Here is a 19,045-nt window from a genome sequence, read left to right as displayed (position 1 = left end):
CCTAGTACTGGCTAATTTACTTTAGCCAGTACTGCTTTTTCTTTATCTGCCAGATAGATTTTCTTATAGAAATCTACCAGGTCCTTATATTTTTCAGGAGGATATTTTTTACTGTTGATCCGTTGTGTGCGGGTGTACACAATGGTATTGTCTTTCAGTATCGCTTTCGATGTATATTTTCCGAACTCTGATTCCAGGACAACATCCTTGGGTATAAACTCGGCTTTATACCCCTGGGGAAGGGTATAGATAATTTCATCTGTATCTTTAAATCCGTAGGGAAGGGCAAAAGGAGTTTTGCGGTTTTCAACTTTCTGAGGAACGCTTTCTTTCCTGTTTAAAAGGTTTAGTGTTAGAAATAACTTGTCGCCGCCTTCACTTAACATTTGTGTGCTTTTCAAGGCGATCCTGCTTTCTAATTTAGGCGTGTTTTTATCAGGTTGTGTGAAGCTGGCCGTAGAGATTTCCATATTGGGTATTCCAAGGCTGTTGAGTAACCGTTTTCGCTGGTCTGTAGGTTCGATCAGCATCATTCCTAAATGATCTTCATACTGGCAGGCGCCATAATCTGTTTTAATCAAAATATCTGCCGATCCATCGGGGGTTAAAGTTACGGTAGTAGTTCTGTTCTGAAAATTTTCCTCGGGGCTATATACCGGTGTTTTTACCAGTTTTCCGCCGGCGGAGGTGATTAACAATACATTACGTGCAGCATCGTCATTTCCAAGAAAACCAGCAGGGATATATTGACTGGTACATTCCAGCCAGGTGGTATCCTTAGCGGCGGGCACACATAAGATCATATGGTTCGTTTGTCCGAAACTCGAATATTTGGGATTCAGTGATGGCATACCAGAGCCCAGTATAACGAGGTTTGATTGGATACCAGCTTCTGATAACAATGTCTTCATATAGTTAGACAATGCCTTGCAATCACCATAATTCACCGTAGCAACTTTTGATGCGTCTATTGGCTTAAAGCCGCCTATGCCCAGTTGAACACTTACGTATCTGGTATTGGACTGTAAATACCTATAAAGAATATCAATTTTTTCCTTATCCGTTTTCGCGTTGGCAATCAGGGTTTTTACTGTTGCTTTGGTACTTTCAGGAAGTGTCTGGACCTGTGAGCTCAGTGCATACATCCAGGATCCCAAATTTTTCCAGTTATCTACCTTTCCTATTGAATTATCATATTCAAACTGATTGGGAGAGGTCTTTACCCATGGTGTGATTTCAGCCAATCCGGTCGCCATTGGTTCATATTCAATAGCAGCAAGATTCTGGCATGACCATTTATAGATTACTTTATTATTGACTACAGCAGAATCGGTTTTAATACCAGCGCTTTTTAAGAAGTTGAATTTAATCTCCGGCGGACTTTGCAATGTATAACTCGATTTTTCTACCGAACAGCCAAATTCATCCAGCGGGCTCCAGGTAGGGAAATAGATGTAACCATTAAAATCCTTTTCATAACTATATTCAATGGTATAAGGATAATTGGTGTTTAGAAATTCCAGTTTTTTCATTCTGTCATCGTCATACATTGTTCCATCAGCAGTTAAACTTTCATCTTTAAAGTCGGCGCTTTTGTAAGATTTTATTTTAACGCCCTGGGCATTATACATCGTTGCCTTCAGGTTGTAGACAGAAGAAAACTTGTCATAATATTCAGACATCTGAGCAGCACCGTCGCCATTTTTGCTTAAAATGGTAATGGCTGTTTTATAACTCAATGTAGCGTTGCTTAAACTTTTAACAACCAGGTTTTGCTCCTCGTTACGCACAACAACTGTTGAGTTCTTTATTAGTTCTGCAGGAATTTTAGTGACATCATAACTCTCCTGTGATTTTGCCACACCTGCATAACTTAATAAGATAGTGAACAAATAGATGTTTATTTTCATGACTTCTTAAATACAATTTGTTCAGCCTGCTTGCGAATAATGTTTTTATACAATTCTTTTAAAGTATAATATTCATCAGCGCTGAAAATGGGTTTTAATATATTGATCTTACTTCTGATAGCTATTTTATTTCCTTCAACTACGTAGATGATTGAAAATGAACCTGCGTCCTTTGGCAAAACAAACTTTTCATTTTTAGGTAATTTATCCAGCTGATAAGTTGCAGGGAAATCAATGGTTAATCTGAAATTTTCTTCAAAAGGGTGGGCAAAATCTACAGGGAAATTTCGCTCTTCTAAACTGAATGGATTTTCTTTGGTGCGTTCGAATAACATCGGCATCAGGTAAGCAAGGTTTCCTGCGTCTTCAACATTATCTTCAATCGTAATATCCATTGTTTCCATCAATGGCAGATCTGGATGGTCCAGGTTGGAAATTTTATAATTACTAATTTCTAAACCGGTTTTATTACTTTTATAGGTCTTCAGAAATTCAGCTTCACTTGCCGCCGACTGGTAAGCAGTTCTCCGTTGTAAACCATCATAATTATCTGACGAAATGGCAAGGCTCCCAGTAAGGGTATTGTCAGTTTTTAAGGTGAGCATGTACATTACATTTGTTCTGCTCAGATTGATATTTTCTATCGGTATCCATTCCGCATCCATCATATTCAGATCTATTCTTAAGCCCTGATGGTTTAAATTCTGATAGCTGATCAGGTCACAAACATGGTTCTTGTCAGTGGCATCCAGTAACAACTTTTTATCTCCAATTTCTACCTGAACAATAACATTGTTAAATTTTGTTTCTAATGGATAACCAGGGTGCGCACCATTTGCTCTGGTGCTCAATAAAACAGGATAACAGTTGATCCCTGCGGCCTTTAAAAGCAAGAACAGGCTCAGGTTAATATCTGCAGAGTTACCTGATTTTTTGTCCAGAACAGTCCTTTGATTTGTTTCAGTAGTATAATAACTATATTTTCCATTCCATTTAATATTGTTTTTAATGTAATCGAAGATTAGGTTTGTTTGCAGTTCGGGGTCTTTCTCAGTTTTCACAATTGTGCTGGAAAGTCCTTTTGAATAATTATCATGTTTGATGAACTGGCCAAATTTCTCCTCATTCATCATTTCATTTACGATTTTAGGCCAGCTGGAGCTATAATCTTTATAAGAAGAACCGGGAAAGCTGGTAGAGGTTAACTCAAAGCCTATTTTACTGATATAATCCTGAAGTGTAGTAATATAATTTTCGCTTTTTATCGCAGGAATATTTTCCGCGAAATATTGTGTTTCAGTAGAGGTGGAGGTTACCGTTTCTGGCTTGGAATTGTTTGTGCCTGTAAAGTAATAGTTTTGGGTAACCGGTACAGAGGGGTTTTGATGAACATAAATATAACCACCCAACGCACGCTTATATTGAAAATATTCGGGGATTTTAATGGTATAAGAGGAATACTTACATGGATATGAACTCTGGAAATACCAGTCATCCAGCTTAAAGGTAAAATCGGAGGTTGTAGTATATTCATATTCAATGATCGATCCTTCTTTTACATTGGGGAGGGTAAATTTTTTAATGATAATATTTTTATCCAGCTGACTGGTGAATTTTGCATCCGTAGCCATTTTACTCACCTCAATTTTATTGTCATTGAGGTTATAAGTGGCTGCGTGTATTGCACTAAGCTTTTCTTCCGACCCTTTGTTGCCATGATAAAGCTGAATTTCCAGATCGGCAAGGTCATATCCGTTTTTGTTGATGATTTTATAACGTACATGTCTTGAAAATACATAAACGAAACCGCCTGTACTGGTACTGATATCAAAAGAACCTTCTCCAATATCGAATATCTTTACTGCAGCAGCTGCAGAATCCTGTCCAAAACCTTTAGTTTCGAATTCCTGAGGAGTTATTTTTCCGAATTTGTGGGCAGGGGGTGCAGTCTGCGGAGTTTGCGCATCTACTTTAATTAATCCTGAGAAAAGGATTATTAAACTTAATTTTAATAATTTATACATCGGGGAGCATTTTGTAAATGCAATAGTAATATTAAATTTAATTAATAAAAAATATTTAACCCTATTTAAGTGAAATAAATAATTATATCTTTTAATGTAATTAATGGTTACGGTGATTAAGGAAGGTAGCTAATGATTAAATGTTTAAACCTATGGTTTTTTAAATACAATTTGTTCTCCCTGCTTGCGTACAATATTCTTGTATAATTCTTTTAAAGTATAATATTCGTTAGCACTAAATATGGGTTTGGATATATTTAATTTACTAATAATCGCAATTTTATTCCCTTCAGCGGTATAGGTGATCATAAATGATCCCCCTGCATCCGGCAATACAAACTTTTCGTTCTTGGGTAATTTATCCAGTTGGTAATTCGCAGGAAAATCAAGAATCAGACTATAATTTTCATCAAAAGGATATGCGAAATCTACAGGAAAGTTTCGTTCCTCTAAATTGAAAGGATTTTCTTTAGTTCGTTGAAATAACAGGGGGTTAAAATAAACCAGCTTCCCGGCCTCTTCTATATTGTCTTCAATATCCACATCCATAGTTTCTATGAGCGGTTCTATGGGTTCGGTTAAATTGCTGATGCTGTAATTGCTGATGTTGAGCCCGGTTTTTGAACTTTTATAAGTTTTGATAAATTCTTCCTGGCTTGCTGCTTCCTGATAAGCTTTTCTCCTGTTTAGTCCCTTGTAATTTGACGCAGAAAGAAGCAGGCTCCCGGTAAGCTTATTTTCTGTATTGAGCAATAAGTTGTACCGCGTACTGCTAATATTAGGTTTACTTGTTTCCAGAAATATCCATTCGCCTTCATTTGTACTCAGGTTTAATTTTAATCCCTTATGATTCAGGTCCTGATAACTGAGCAGGTCACTGCTATTGTTTTTATCGGTAGCATCCAGCAGATGTTTTTTACCATCAATTTCTACCTGGATAATCAAAGTATTGAATTTTGATAACAGCGGGTACCCGGGATGGGTTCCGTTATTCCTGGTACTCAGTAAAACAGGATAGCTTTCCAGTCTTGCAGTAGTAAGCAAATTAAGAAGGATGAGATTGATTTCGGCTGAATTTCCGGATTTCTTTTCCAGCACCGTTTTCTGATCATTTACTTCTGTGTAATCGTTGTAAGTCCCGTTCCACTTGATATTGTTTTTTACGTAGTTAAAGATCAGGTTCATTTGAGCATCAGGATCTTTTTCGTCTTGTAAAATTCCCTTAACCAGCTGATCCGCATACCCGTTGTTTTTGATAAATCCTCCAAAATGCTCATGTACCATCATCTCGGCAATAATTTTTGGCCAGGTAGAATTATAATCTTTAGGATCAGCGTTTGGAAACCGGACCGTATTTAATTCAAAGCCAATTCTGCTGATGTAATCGCTGATAGTAGTAATGTAACTTTCATCCTTTATCGCCGGAACATTTTGTGCGTAATAGTGGGTTTTTAAGGCAAGTGCATTTACTGTTGAAGCAACGGGATGCATTTGGTCTGAAGGAATATAAAACAATTGTGAAACCTCTGCAGGTTTGTCCTGCTGGATATTAATATAACCACCGGCAGATATTTTATAGTTGTAATATTGAGGTATGGTAATAGTAAAAGACGAATATTTACAAGGATAACGGCTCTGGAAATACCAGTCGTCAAGCTGGTAAATAAAATCTGATACTGTCTTGTAGCTGTATTCGATAATAGATCCTTCTTTTACATTGGGAAGAGTGAATTTTTTTACAGTATGATTCTTATCGCGGCGGCTGGAAAATTTAGCATCGCTATTCATTTTGCTGACTATAATATTGCTGCCGCTGAGATTATAAGTAGCGCCTGTCAGCGTGGACAGCTTCTCCTCATATCCTTTGTCGTTATTGTATAACGATATCTCCAGATCAGCCAGATTATAGCCGTTTTTGCTGAGTATTTTATATCTCACGCGTCTTTCAAAGGCGTAAATTAAAGCGCCGGAAGTGTGGCTCACTTCAAAATACCCGGTACCAATATCAAACAATTTAATTGCAGCAGCAGAAGAATCTGCACCAGTAGCTTTGGTGTCAAATTCCTCCTGGGTCACCTTGCCGAATTTAAAAGTTTTAGGATCTGGTGATTGGAGGGACTGTGCTGATAATTTAAGTATACCTGATAACAGGATGATTAAAAATAAGGGGTACAATTTATACATGAGCGTGAGCGTATAAAGCAATATTAATTCTAATTTTTTAAAAGGAAAAATATAAACCTCATTTAAATTTCTTGCTTATATAAATCCTTAATCCGCTAGGTAGATTGACCTCTATTTTAATTACCATTTTTACTTTTAAAAGCGATACTGGTTGGGTTGTCGTTATATCTTAGCTAGCACTTATTCGACATTTGTTTTACCAAAGTAAGCCTATACAGTGACCTGAGAGCGCAGTAACTGTACCTATATGGCCAAATAGGTTCAGTTACCCTTTACTTAGGGTACAGTTAATGTATAATTTGGTAAAACAAGCTCCTAACAATTACAGGCCAGTCATACCGTGAATTATTTCGGAATTGATAAAATTTGTGTAGATTTGCCCGGCAAGTAATAACTCCTAAAAATTATTTGCTCATGCAACTCGACCCAAATAAATTTATTGCCGAAGGATTAACATACGATGACGTATTATTAGTTCCTGCATATTCTGAAGTACTTCCCCGCGATGTGGACACCGGAAGTCAACTGACAAAAAAAATACGACTGAATTTACCAATTGTTTCTGCTGCGATGGATACCGTTACCGAATCGGGACTGGCTATTGCTATTGCACAGGCAGGGGGTATAGGTATACTCCATAAAAATATGAGTATCGCACGCCAGGCTGAGGAAGTCACCAAAGTAAAACGTTCGGAAAGCGGAATGATCCAGGATCCTGTTACTTTACGTGCCAATGCGGTCTTATCGGATGCTTTACATATCATGACTAAATTTAAGATAGGCGGTATCCCGGTTATCGATGAAGAAAATAAACTGGTAGGCATTATCACCAACCGCGACCTGCGTTTTCAAAAGAACATGCAGCGCCCGGTTTCTGAAGTGATGACCCGTGAAAACCTGATCACTGCACCTGAAGGAACCACACTGGTTCAGGCAGAAGAGATTCTACAGAATTATAAAATTGAAAAACTTCCTGTAGTGACCAAGGGTGGTAAGCTTGGGGGACTAATCACTTTTAAAGATATTCAGAAATATAAAAATTATCCCAAAGCCTGTAAAGATGAACGCGGCCGCTTAAGGGTTGGTGCCGCAGTAGGTGTTGCTGCCGATAACATTGATCGTGTTGCTGCCCTGGTACAGGCGGGAGTAGATGTGGTTGTGGTGGATACAGCTCACGGACATTCAAAAGGTGTGATCGATATGGTTAAAGCGGTTAAAGCGCGTTTTCCTGAACTGCAGGTTATCGCTGGGAATATTGCTACGGCTGATGCCGCAAGGGCTCTGGCCGAAGCTGGTGCCGATGCGGTTAAAGTAGGTATAGGGCCTGGTTCAATTTGTACAACAAGAATAGTTGCGGGTGTGGGAGTGCCTCAATTATACGCTGTTTTTGAATGCGCACAGGCACTGAAAGGAACTGGTATTCCTGTAATCGCTGATGGCGGGATCAAACAAACAGGAGATATTGTAAAAGCAATTGCAGCTGGGGCCAGCGCAATTATGGCAGGTTCATTGTTTGCAGGGGTAGAAGAATCACCGGGCGAAACAATCATTTACGAAGGACGTAAGTTTAAATCTTACCGCGGTATGGGGTCTGTAGAAGCGATGCAGGTAGGATCTAAAGACCGTTATTTCCAGGATGATGAAGATGTAGTTACCAAACTGGTTCCTGAAGGTATTGTAGGACGTGTTCCTTACAAAGGCACACTGGCAGAAGTAATTTATCAGTATGTAGGTGGCCTGAGGGCAGGGATGCACTATTGTGGTGCTGCAACCATCGACCAGTTGCAGGAAGCCAAGTTTGTGCGCATCACTGCAGCAGGAATGAGAGAAAGCCATCCACATGATATTTCTATTACGAAAGAAGCACCAAATTATTCACGTCAGTAACTCGTAATTCACTATATTTAAGATGATTTACATACTGCAGGGCGGTATGTAAATCATCTTTTTTTTACCCTAATTTTTCTATGAAATCTATTTGTGTGTATTGTGGAGCCAACTTTAATGGCGACCCTCTTTTAAGAACTGCTATTGAGCATCTGGCGCAGGCTTTTGTTGATCAAAATATCCGTTTAATCTATGGCGGAGGCAGTGTAGGCGTAATGGGAATTATAGCCGATGAAGTGCTGAAACGTGGCGGAGAAGTGACGGGTGTAATTCCGCAATTCCTGTTTGATATGGAAGTGGGGCATACAGCCGTTACAGAGCTGATCATTACAGAGAATATGCATGAGCGTAAACAGAAAATGGCCGATCTTGCCGACGGATTTATCATTCTTCCCGGTGGTTTTGGCACATTGGAAGAGTTTTTTGAAGTATTGACCTGGCTTCAGCTGGGCTTACATGAAAAAGCAATAGGCGTATTAAATGTTGGCGGATATTATGATCATCTTTTTGCGCAAATGGACGTGATGGTGCAGCACCGTTTACTGAAAGAAAAAAACAGGGCACTGGTGATTGATTCAGACGATCCCCTTGTACTGCTGGAAAAGATGAAAATCTTCCAGTCGGCCCCGGATGATGTTTGGTTCAGGGACAAAACCTGATTTGGCAGATGTGCCTTTCATTAGTGTATAACTCACAATAAGCCTGTTTTTCCGCAATAATATTTGTATCGGTGTTTCCTTAATTTGAAGGAATAATTTATCTTGCCAGCATGGACATTGAATTTAATAAAAACGAAGATATTAATAAGCAGCTGGTGTATGAGTTAAAGACCCGGCTAAAGAAAATATATAAAGGTGGCGGGGAGAAAAGTGCGGCTAAGCAAAAAGAAAAAGGTAAAATGCTGGCCCGGGAAAGGATTGCCTACCTGATTGATAAAAACACAGAATTTCTGGAGTTGGGGGCTTTGGCTGCGGAAGATCTGTATGCCGATCAGGGGGGATGTCCTTCGGCAGGGGTAGTCTGCGTGATCGGTTATGTTTCGGGCCGCCAGTGTATGGTTGTGGCCAATGATGCAACGGTTAAAGCGGGTGCCTGGTTTCCTATGACGGCTAAGAAAAACCTTCGTGCACAGGAAATTGCGATGGAAAACCGTTTGCCGGTGATCTATCTGGTAGATAGTGCAGGTGTTTATCTGCCGATGCAGGATGAAATTTTCCCGGATAAGGAACACTTTGGAAGGATGTTCAGGAACAACGCCCTGATGTCTGCGGAAGGAATTGTCCAGATCTCTGCGATTATGGGTTCCTGTGTAGCAGGAGGCGCTTATTTGCCAATTATGAGTGATGAAGCCATGATTGTTGAAGGTACGGGTTCGGTATTTCTTGCGGGCTCTTATCTGGTAAAATCTGCGATAGGGGAAGAGGTAGACAATGAAACCCTCGGCGGTGCTGTTACGCATTGTGAAATATCAGGTGTGACAGATTACAAACACCCGAATGATCAGGCCTGTCTGGATAGCATCCGAAAGATCATGAGTATGCTGGGCGAACCTCAGTCGGCCGGCTTTAGCCGTGAAAAACCTGCTTTACCCAAACTCAACCCCGAAGAGATCTATGGCATTCTTCCAGAAAACAGGGAAAAACAATACGATATGCATGAGATCGTAAACCGTTTACTGGATGATTCGGCATTTGAAGAATATAAAAAGGAATATGGTCAAAGCATCATCTGCGGCTTAGGCCGGATTGATGGCTGGGCGGTAGGCGTCGTGGCCAACCAGCGCAAAGTAGTGAAATCTAAAAAAGGAGAGATGCAGTTTGGCGGGGTGATCTACTCTGATAGTGCCGACAAGGCGGCACGTTTTATCATGAACTGTAACCAGAAAAAGATTCCGCTGGTATTTCTGCAGGATGTAACCGGTTTTATGGTGGGCAGCAGATCTGAACAGGGTGGCATTATCAAAGATGGGGCAAAGATGGTGAATGCAGTAGCCAACTCAGTGGTACCTAAGTTTACCATTATCATTGGTAATTCTTACGGTGCAGGAAATTACGCTATGTGTGGTAAAGCCTATGACCCAAGATTGATCTATGCCTGGCCAAGTGCTAAAATAGCTGTTATGGGCGGGGCGCAGGCCGCGAGCACCTTAATGCAGATACAGGCTGCAGCGTTAAAATCTAAAGGAGAAACGATCACTCCTGAAAAAGAAGCCGCAATGCTGAAAGAAACTACCGACCGTTACAATAGTCAGACTACGCCATATTACGCTGCTTCACGATTATGGGTAGACGGGATTATCGATCCGCTGGAGACCCGTAAAGTGATCTCTATGGGGATTGAAGCCGCTAATCAGTCGCCAATAAAAAGACAATTCAATGTCGGAATTATACAGACCTAGTCACTAAATTTGATCTTACTATGAAACGAATAACCATCTGCTTTTTTTTATTGATAGCAGGCCTGTCTTCTTATAGCCAGGTTAAATCCATTTTGCTTGACAATAAAGATCAGATCACCAAAGATTCTACACTGGCAACAACCTATGCTGTTTATGGCAAGCTCACGGGAGATTCACTATATACCTTTAAAAAATTCAATTTTGATGGCATACTGCTCACGTCGGGTTCATTTAGAGATGATAAACTGCAGGTGCCCGAGGGTAAATTTGTTTATTATGCCTGGATCACACCAGACAACAACAATGTAAATTACAGTACGGAGATCAATGGAAGAGAGCGGTTTATTGAACTGACAGGTATTTTTCACAACGGACTGCGTGTGGGCAGATGGCTCAGTAACTATCCTGATGGCAAGTTGAAACAAGTAATTACCTTTTCGCAGGGGGTAGCTCATGGGGCTTTTCAGTTTTTTGATGAAGACGGAAAGATCAAAGAGCAAGGCTTGTTCAGGGCAGGTAAAAAGAATGGTACCTGGACGTTAAATTACGGTAAGCAGGAGGATGTATATGATAACGGTAAACTAATCTCCTCGCTTAAAGGTAAAAAGCTGCGTGATAAGCAAGCTGAAGGTAAAAATGTCAATTAACTAAGCTATAACTTTGGTGCATACCGCATTAAAGCTTATTTTTGTAGCGTAAAAGAAAGCATGCTGGTGCATCCTTGCACATAGCTATTATAAATTATCATATGAATACTTCTCAAGAAATAGAACACGTTCAATGCCTGATCATTGGTTCAGGTCCTGCTGGATATACAGCTGCAATTTATGCTGCAAGGGCAGATCTGAAACCAGTATTATACACTGGCATGGAAGCCGGAGGACAATTAACACAGACTACTGATGTTGATAATTTTCCAGGTTATCCGTCAGGAGTAATGGGCCCTGAGATGATGGAAGATTTTCGCAAACAGGCGGAACGTTTTGGTACAGATATCCGTTTCGGTTATGTAAGTTCGGTAGACTTTTCAAGCACACCGCATAAAGTGGTAGTGGATGAAATCAAAACTATTACTGCTGATACGGTGATCATTTCTACAGGTGCCACTGCGAAATGGCTGGGATTACCAAGTGAACAGCATTACAATGGTTTTGGCGTATCTGCTTGTGCAGTGTGTGACGGTTTCTTCTTCAGGAACCAGGATGTAGCTATTGTAGGTGCTGGTGATACAGCTGCGGAAGAAGCTACTTACCTGGCTAAATTGTGTAAAAAAGTATATATGCTGGTTCGCCGCGATGAATTCAGGGCTTCTAAAGCAATGGTTAGCCGCGTGTTGAATACACCTAATATAGAAGTTATTTATAATTCCGAAGCCAAAGAGGTTTTAGGAAATGGAAAAAATGTAACTGGTTTAAGGGTGTTAAATAACCAGACCGGTGCAGAAACAGATTTGGAAGTTGAAGGGTTCTTTGTGGCTATCGGTCATAAACCCAATACAGATATTTTTAAAGGCTGGTTGGAAATGGATGAGACAGGTTACCTTAAAACTACGCCCGGTACAACAAAAACAAATGTAGAAGGTGTTTTTGCTGCGGGAGATGTTCAGGATCACTATTATCGTCAGGCCATCACTGCGGCAGGTTCCGGTTGTATGGCTGCGCTGGATGCAGAACGCTACCTGGCCGCAAAAGAAGATGAAGTAAAGGTTATGTCATCATAAATTCATAAACTCAAAAAGAAGCATTGAAAGAAAAGCCTGTTAGTGAAAACTAACAGGCTTTTTTGATTTTGCATTATTTCCCTCAATATTATCTAATATGGCTACTATTAATCCTTCTTTTATAAATTTTTTAGTTCAATTTTAATATCTGTTTTTACCTTTTTAAATCAATTATATAAATTAATCGGATAATTGCAGGAAATAATGTCTGCTTGACGCTTGTTCGGCTTCTTTTAACTTTATTTAACAGTAACATGCCTTTGTGTTCTCTCGTTTTTATCATAAATTCAAAAAAAATAAGTAGATAAAACGATTTAATAATATTGTTTTGATAGAAAAAGGACTTGACTTAAAAAGATTATGGACTAAGGTTGCCATTGATAATGATCACCAATCATTTGAAAAATTCTTCATTTTATTGAATACAAAACTCATTAAATTTTGCGAGTTGTATGTGAACAAAAAAGAAATCGCAGAAGAAATTGTAGCGGATGTATTTGTGAATTTCTGGAACCAGCGAATGAAACTGGTGGAGGTAGATAACCTGGAAACATATATCTTCATTTCCGTTAAAAACAGATCCCTGAATCATATCAAAAAAAACTCACTCATGCATTTGGTGCAGATAGAAGATAGCCCTATGGAATTTGTTGCTTACAGTAATCCTGAAGCGGAAATTGAAAAAAAGGAACTTTTCTATAAATTAGATCAGGCTATTGATACCCTGCCTCAGCAATGCAAGATTATATTCCAGCTGGTCAAAGAAGATGGAATGAAATACAAAGAAGTGTCAGAGATCTTAAATATTTCCCACAAAACTGTTCAAAGCCAGGTATTAAGGGCCATGCAGAAATTAAGTAAAGAAATGAGCCCTTATCTAAGCAAAAACAGTACAGTCTCTAAATTCATGAAATAATTACTTCTTTAATTGTGCCAGTGGAAAACGGATTAATTCGATGGCTTCTTTTTTCCTGGAGATGATCACATACATCCATCCCTCATCAATCATCGTATGGGGATAACCATACTCTCCGCCTTTCCATAATCCGTTTTTTTTAATGTGATAAGGTTCATCAGCAATAATAAACTGCCGGTCAAAATGTTTTCCGTCTGCAGACAGGGCCAGTACCAACGGGTTCCTGTCATAATGATGCAAAGTATCAGGTATACCCGCATAATAATAGTTTTTATCGGGTAACCTGCCAAAGTGAAATTTACTGTCATTATCACTAAAAGGCGTTTCTACAGGTTTAGACCATTTTTCTCCATTGTCTGCGCTCTGTGAAAGCCATAACCTGCCTTTCCAGCCTTTTCCAGTTACCCGCACTAATAAATGTAAAACGGCATCATCAGTCTGATAAAATGAACCTTCGCATAAAGGGGGAACGCCTGTTTTTTCTGCCGGTTTATAAAAGGTTGTTGAGTTATCCTGTTTAAGCAGTGAATCCGGGTAAAAGCTACTTCTTTTCCACCCCGATAATCCACGGTAGTCGTCCGTATAAGGATAAAGAAAATTCCCACTGATGATGAGCCTGCCAGACTGTGTGGGTTCCGGTCCGTGATTGGGAATTACTGGCATATGCATATCAATAGGCTCACTCCAGTGAATACCATCTGTAGTTGTTTTAGCCCACAGGCGGGTATGTATCTTTCTTTTGGTGTATTCACCATAATAAGCTACCAGGGTATCTTTGAACTGGTGAAATCCTGCAGCAGTTAATACGTTAAGCGTATCATTAGTGAGTGAAGGCGAGGCCAGCACTACAGGCGCCGACCAGTCTTTGAAGTTGGAAGAAGTAGCAATAACAACCCGTTGCCCCGGTGAATCTTCATCTTTTATACCATTAGACCATATAGCGAAGAACTTGCCTTTAAATTTAGTAACTGACGGATGATGGTTATAAAACCAGTTGGTATCTGGTGTGTATATAGTTGCTCTTTCTATTTTTAAATGTTTTAAACCTTTTTCTGTAGTGTAATTGTTGGAAACGAGGCTATTTTGTGCATATGAAATGCTGAACGACAAACTAAATAATAGATTCATTATAATTATTAGCCTGATTTTTTTCATCTGTTGTCTTTTTGAATTTATAACGGTATTAATTAGACAATAATAGTGGTAAAATGCTTACGGCGTTAAAGAAATAAAATGTTTTTTGAGAATTATTGAAATATATTTTGATTTCCTGTAAGCATTTGGGTTGTAAATATTGTCTTACTATTAAATGACCTTGGTCGTAATATATATTAAATGGAGAAAAATAGGTTTATTGAGCTGCTTACCAAGGATCTTGCTGGAGAAATCACAGTTGACGAGCAGCGGGAATTAGCCTATTTGAGAGGAGAGCCAAATTACGATAGAAAGGAAGAAGAGCTATTACGGGCATTCTGGGCCAATAGCCACAAAGAGGAATATGATTCCAGCATTTTATTTAAAAACATTCAGCAAAGGATAACCAGCGGTGATGAGGCCGAAGAAGAAGAGCTGCCTTTAGCCTTATACAACAAGGTAGCAGAAGAACCAATTGTTTATACTCAGCCGGCTACTGCCGGATTTGGATGGATACATCAGGCTGCAGCCGCCTTGCTCCTGATCTGTTTTACGTTTATTACCTGCCATACTTATTTTGCCTATAAAAAAGAACTGATTGTTAAAGAAACAGCAAAAGGAGTGAGGTCTGTTTTTACGCTCAAGGATGGAACTCAGGTACGTTTAAATTCAGATACCAGACTGGAATACCCGGCTAATTTTTCTGACTCTACAAGGGATGTGTTTTTAAGCGGTGAAGCTTTTTTTGATGTGAGTAAAGATAAAGCCCATCCTTTTATTATACACACAAAAGATATGGACATTAAAGTAGTCGGCACTACTTTTAATGTACAGGCCTATGAAAATGAAAATTCAACAGAAGCCACACTTATTCATGGCGCAATAACAGTTACCCTAAAAGACGCCGCAAAAAAGCAGATCTTTCTTAAGCCATCTCAAAAGCTGGTGTTAACCAATTTGCGTAACGAAAGAAGAAGAACGAAGAACGCGAAGCAAAATGCAACTGCCGTTGTAAGACAATTAACTTATTTTAAACCTGACCACTCAACAGTTATAGAAACCTCCTGGACGGAAAATAAACTCACTTTCAAAAATGAGGATTTTTCAACGCTTGCCCGCAGTATGGAAAGATGGTACAATATCGATATCAATTTTCAGAGTGAAACTGTAAAGCAGCTGAGATTTACCGGCGTAATTGAAAAGGAGAATATCAATGAAGCTCTCAAAGCTCTTCAACTCACAGAGAAATTTAATTTTTCTATGAATGATTCTACCGTGTCCATTTTTTAACAGTGAAACCTATTTAACAACAACCGCAAAACACTAACCTAACCTAAATCAGATGACTAAAAATACGACTTAATTACATGAGGTGGGCGATCTATGTCCCAATTTCAGCTAAACAACCCAATTGTTTTATAACCTATCAACTAATCATTATCGTATGAAATTTTTTACGCGCTTACACCGCGCAGTTCATAAAAATGCGCCAATAGAATCCTTACCCATCATGAAACTAACGTGTGGGTTATTGCTGATTTTTAACCTGAGTGCTGTTGCGGGAGTTTATTCCCAGAAAAAAGTCACTTTAAAATTGAAGTCTGCCGAATTTGCAGATGTACTCGCACAAATTGAAGCGAAGTCAGATTACCGGTTTATGTTTAGCAACCGCCAGGTACCCACTGGAAAGAACATCAATATTGATGTAACAGATGCGCCTATAGCCAAAGTTCTTCATGATTTATTGAACAATACAGAACTTACCTATAACGTATTGCCAAACAATCTGATCGTTATCGTTCCTCAGGGAGAAAAATTTGCCGATATTATTATTAAAGGAAAGATCACCGACGAAACCGGTATGCCGGTAATTGGTGCTTCCATTAAGATTAAAAACGGTAAAGGCGGTGCTATTACAGATGCTAATGGTGTTTACACATTAAGCGCACCTTCTGATGCGGTATTGATCGTATCTTATGTAAGTTATGCTACACAGGAGATCCCTGTTAACGGACAAACTTCTTTGAACATCAGCCTTAAACCTAATGCAAACGACCTGACTGAGGTTGTAGTTACTGCGCTGGGTATTACGAAAGATCAAAAAACACTGGGTTATTCTGTTACTAAGGTGAGCGGTGCAACCATGGATAAAGCGAGAGAATCCAACGTAGCCAATTCACTGGAAGGCCAGGTAGCTGGTTTAAGTGTTGGCGGTACTACTGGCGGCCCTGGTGCTTCAGTAAGATTAACCATTCGCGGTGCAACTTCATTTACAGGAAGCACACAACCCTTACTGGTTATTGATGGAGTTCCGATCGACAATACGGTAAGATCAACAGCCGGACAATACGGAGGAGCTGATGGTGGTGATGGATTCAGCAATATCAATCCTGATGATGTGGAAAGCATGACCGTACTGAAAGGTTCAACTGCTTCTGCATTGTATGGTGCAAGAGCAGCTAATGGGGTAATCCTGATTACTACTAAAAGCGGTAAAGCCGGAAAGGTACAGATAGAATTTAATTCGAATACACAATTTGAAACCGCTATTAACAATACCGATTACCAATATGAATATGGTCAGGGTGTTGCAGGCAATAAACCTACTACTGTAGCTTCGGCAATCAGTTCAGGCCTGTACTCATGGGGATCGAAATTAGATGGTTCATCTACCATTGCTTATGATGGCAGTTACCACCCTTATTCTGCGGTAACGAATAACATTAGTACTTTTTACCGTACTGCAGCCAGTTATACCAATAGCGTATCCATTGCAGGAGGTGGTGAAAAAGGAACTTATCGTTTTTCTGCTGCTGATTTAGACGGACAGTCTATCCTGCAAAACAGTGGACTGCAAAGAAAAACTTTCAATTTCAGTACTACGCAACAGCTGACTAAAAAGCTGACTTTTAATTTAATGGCTAACTACGTAGATCAGGAAGATAAAAACCGTCCTTATTTAAGTGATTCACCATTAAATGCCAATTATGCCGTGTCGTTCCTGCCTACCAGTATGGGGGTGAAAACGCTGGCACCAGGTTACAATTCCCTAACCGGAGCAGAATCAAGCTGGAATGATAACTCCTATGTTACCAACCCTTATTTCGTAACCAGTCAGTTTGTCAATAACTATAGCCGTAAACGGATCACTACCGCTATGTCGGCAAAGTACCAGTTTACAGATTACCTTTCCCTGATGGGCAGGTTCGGTTATGATTTATCAAATGATGAAAATTTATCCGTAACCCCTACAGGGACCGCCTACACAACCAATAACCAGGGACAATTAAATGCATTGACCCAGGCACAAACAGTAGAAATGAATGCAGACTTCCTGTTGAATTTCAACAAAGATATCTTCAAAGATTTTAATGTAAATGCAAGTGTGGGTGGTAACTATCGTCAGAATACTTATCAGGAAACAGGTTCCAGCGGTCAGTCGTTTATCGTTCCTTACTTATATACCCCATCTAACTTGCTGACTAAAGCAGTTGTTTATGATTATCACCAGTTAAAAACTCCTTCAGTATATTATACCGCAGATTTTAGCTACAAAGGTTTGATTACCTTGAGTACTACAGGACGTTACGATACTTTCTCTACTTTACCAACTAACAACAACAGTATCTTTACACCTTCAGTATCTACAAGTTTTGTATTCTCGCAGTTAGGTCATCCGGATTGGTTGAGCTTTGGTAAATTAAGGGCTTCATATGCTAAAACTAGCGGTGAGCCGGCAGATGCTTATTTAACCCAGCAATATTACACCATTGCCAATTCTATCAATGGTACGCCAAGAAGCACATACAGTGATATCCTGCCTAACGAAGAGTTAAAACCATACTCTTTAACAGAATATGAAATAGGTACAGAATTGAAGTTCTTAAAAAACAGGATCGGTATTGATGCCTCATTCTTTACCAGGAAAACAACAGGGGAGATAGTTCAGGCTTCAACCTCAACTTCTTCAGGGTATGATTACAGATATGTTAATTTAGGTTCTACACAGAATAAAGGTATAGAGTTATTGTTATCAGGTACACCAATTAAATCTAAAGACTTTACCTGGAATTCAAGTTTCAACTTCACTACCGTGAAGAACAAGGTATTGGAAATTGACGGAACTACGAATGCGCCTATTCAAACAGGTACCTACAGACCGGGTAATGCTTTTGTAGATGTAGTACAGGGTTATTCTGTTGCACAGATCATGGCTTACGATTATAAGTATGATGCCAAAGGAAATATCATTATCGGTGCCAATGGTATCCCTGAGCGTGGTGACCTGAAAGCTTATGGTTCTGGTTTACCAAAAATATATGGTGGATGGACGAATGATTTCCATTACAAACACTGGGATGCTTCGTTCCTGATCGATTACAGGTTTGGTAATAAAGTATTATCTGCTACGGAATACAATTCTTATGAATATGGGTTGAACAAAGCTACGCTTGTTGGCAGGGAAACTGGTGTGGTAGCTACTGGTGTAACGGAATCGGGTGCTACCAATACAACTAACGTTGATGCACAGACTTACTACACAGGTTTGATTAACAACATATCTAAGTTATCGGTACTGGATGGCAGTTTCATTAAATTCCGTCAGGCTACTTTCGGTTATACCTTCACTCAAAAAATGCTGGGTAAAATACCTTTTTCTTCTATCAGCGTGAACCTGGTTGCCCGTAACTTATTTACGATCATGAAACATACAGATAATATCGATCCTGAAAACACATTCTCCTCACAAGTAGGTTCCGCAGGTGTTGAAGGTGGTTCTTTGCCTTACACCAGAACTTACGGATTCAATGTTAATTTTAAATTTAGATAGAACACAAAATGAAACCTGTATCAGCTTAATAAATAAGCTAA

General features: G+C 39.4%; 12 protein-coding genes. 8 read left to right on the top strand and 4 right to left on the bottom strand.

The window, feature by feature from the left end; genetic code table 11:
* Window positions 1-11: 11 nt before the first annotated feature.
* From GSQ84_RS02745 to GSQ84_RS02735, 3 genes are all read right to left on the bottom strand, one after another.
* Window positions 12-1,910, bottom strand: coding sequence for a DUF3857 domain-containing protein (locus tag GSQ84_RS02745; RefSeq protein ID WP_158795719.1), 1,899 nt, complete (start codon window positions 1,908-1,910; stop codon window positions 12-14).
* The gene (locus GSQ84_RS02740) at window positions 1,907-3,934 is read right to left on the bottom strand and encodes a DUF3857 domain-containing protein (RefSeq protein WP_158795718.1); all 2,028 of its coding nucleotides are present in this window, start codon (window positions 3,932-3,934) and stop codon (window positions 1,907-1,909) included. The genes GSQ84_RS02745 and GSQ84_RS02740 overlap by 4 nt, the downstream gene beginning before the upstream one ends.
* Window positions 3,935-4,084: 150 nt before the next feature.
* A complete protein-coding gene (locus tag GSQ84_RS02735) occupies window positions 4,085-6,118 on the bottom strand; it encodes a DUF3858 domain-containing protein (protein ID WP_158795717.1) in 2,034 nt (677 codons plus the stop codon).
* A gap of 414 nt (window positions 6,119-6,532) precedes the next feature.
* Here GSQ84_RS02735 and guaB point away from each other — a divergent pair, with 414 nt between their 5' ends.
* The 6 genes from guaB to GSQ84_RS02705 all read left to right on the top strand — a co-directional run bounded on the left by guaB (window position 6,533) and on the right by GSQ84_RS02705 (window position 13,039).
* Window positions 6,533-8,005: an IMP dehydrogenase gene (gene guaB, locus GSQ84_RS02730; protein WP_158795716.1), complete on the top strand. Its 1,473-nt coding sequence runs from the start codon at window positions 6,533-6,535 to the stop codon at window positions 8,003-8,005.
* An 80-nt stretch (window positions 8,006-8,085) separates the two neighbouring features.
* On the top strand, window positions 8,086-8,664 hold the full coding sequence (locus GSQ84_RS02725) for a TIGR00730 family Rossman fold protein (protein WP_158795715.1): 579 nt from the start codon (window positions 8,086-8,088) through the stop codon (window positions 8,662-8,664).
* A gap of 110 nt (window positions 8,665-8,774) precedes the next feature.
* A complete protein-coding gene (locus tag GSQ84_RS02720) occupies window positions 8,775-10,403 on the top strand; it encodes an acyl-CoA carboxylase subunit beta (RefSeq protein ID WP_158795714.1) in 1,629 nt (542 codons plus the stop codon).
* 20 nt (window positions 10,404-10,423) lie between these two features.
* Window positions 10,424-11,050 (top strand): toxin-antitoxin system YwqK family antitoxin, encoded by a 627-nt coding sequence (locus tag GSQ84_RS02715; RefSeq protein WP_158795713.1) that lies wholly within the window; start codon window positions 10,424-10,426, stop codon window positions 11,048-11,050.
* Window positions 11,051-11,151: 101 nt separating this feature from the next.
* Window positions 11,152-12,123, top strand: a complete 972-nt coding sequence (trxB, locus tag GSQ84_RS02710) for a thioredoxin-disulfide reductase (RefSeq protein WP_158795712.1) — start codon at window positions 11,152-11,154, stop codon at window positions 12,121-12,123.
* Between the two features lie 328 nt (window positions 12,124-12,451).
* Window positions 12,452-13,039 (top strand): RNA polymerase sigma-70 factor, encoded by a 588-nt coding sequence (locus GSQ84_RS02705; RefSeq protein ID WP_158795711.1) that lies wholly within the window; start codon window positions 12,452-12,454, stop codon window positions 13,037-13,039.
* Here GSQ84_RS02705 and GSQ84_RS02700 read toward each other — a convergent pair whose 3' ends face one another.
* The gene (locus GSQ84_RS02700) at window positions 13,040-14,167 is read right to left on the bottom strand and encodes an exo-alpha-sialidase (RefSeq protein WP_158795710.1); all 1,128 of its coding nucleotides are present in this window, start codon (window positions 14,165-14,167) and stop codon (window positions 13,040-13,042) included.
* Window positions 14,168-14,374: 207 nt separating this feature from the next.
* Between GSQ84_RS02700 and GSQ84_RS02695 the strand changes: the two genes are divergently transcribed.
* Together GSQ84_RS02695 and GSQ84_RS02690 are read left to right on the top strand one after the other, a co-directional pair.
* Window positions 14,375-15,463, top strand: coding sequence for a FecR family protein (locus GSQ84_RS02695; RefSeq protein ID WP_158795709.1), 1,089 nt, complete (start codon window positions 14,375-14,377; stop codon window positions 15,461-15,463).
* Between the two features lie 154 nt (window positions 15,464-15,617).
* Window positions 15,618-19,004, top strand: coding sequence for a SusC/RagA family TonB-linked outer membrane protein (locus tag GSQ84_RS02690; RefSeq protein ID WP_216848851.1), 3,387 nt, complete (start codon window positions 15,618-15,620; stop codon window positions 19,002-19,004).
* Window positions 19,005-19,045: the final 41 nt, after the last annotated feature.

Origin of the sequence: Pedobacter sp. L105 (genome assembly GCF_009765875.1) — a bacterium.
Classification (GTDB): domain Bacteria; phylum Bacteroidota; class Bacteroidia; order Sphingobacteriales; family Sphingobacteriaceae; genus Pedobacter.
This window is presented reverse-complemented; position numbering and strand designations above follow the sequence as displayed.

Coding starts and splice junctions, on each gene's coding strand:
- GSQ84_RS02745 (WP_158795719.1), bottom strand. CDS start 1,910: ATGAAAATAAACATCTATTTGTTCACTATCTTATTAAGTTATGCAGGT.
- GSQ84_RS02740 (WP_158795718.1), bottom strand. CDS start 3,934: ATGTATAAATTATTAAAATTAAGTTTAATAATCCTTTTCTCAGGATTA.
- GSQ84_RS02735 (WP_158795717.1), bottom strand. CDS start 6,118: ATGTATAAATTGTACCCCTTATTTTTAATCATCCTGTTATCAGGTATA.
- guaB (WP_158795716.1), top strand. CDS start 6,533: ATGCAACTCGACCCAAATAAATTTATTGCCGAAGGATTAACATACGAT.
- GSQ84_RS02725 (WP_158795715.1), top strand. CDS start 8,086: ATGAAATCTATTTGTGTGTATTGTGGAGCCAACTTTAATGGCGACCCT.
- GSQ84_RS02720 (WP_158795714.1), top strand. CDS start 8,775: ATGGACATTGAATTTAATAAAAACGAAGATATTAATAAGCAGCTGGTG.
- GSQ84_RS02715 (WP_158795713.1), top strand. CDS start 10,424: ATGAAACGAATAACCATCTGCTTTTTTTTATTGATAGCAGGCCTGTCT.
- trxB (WP_158795712.1), top strand. CDS start 11,152: ATGAATACTTCTCAAGAAATAGAACACGTTCAATGCCTGATCATTGGT.
- GSQ84_RS02700 (WP_158795710.1), bottom strand. CDS start 14,167: ATGAATCTATTATTTAGTTTGTCGTTCAGCATTTCATATGCACAAAAT.
- GSQ84_RS02695 (WP_158795709.1), top strand. CDS start 14,375: ATGGAGAAAAATAGGTTTATTGAGCTGCTTACCAAGGATCTTGCTGGA.
- GSQ84_RS02690 (WP_216848851.1), top strand. CDS start 15,618: ATGAAATTTTTTACGCGCTTACACCGCGCAGTTCATAAAAATGCGCCA.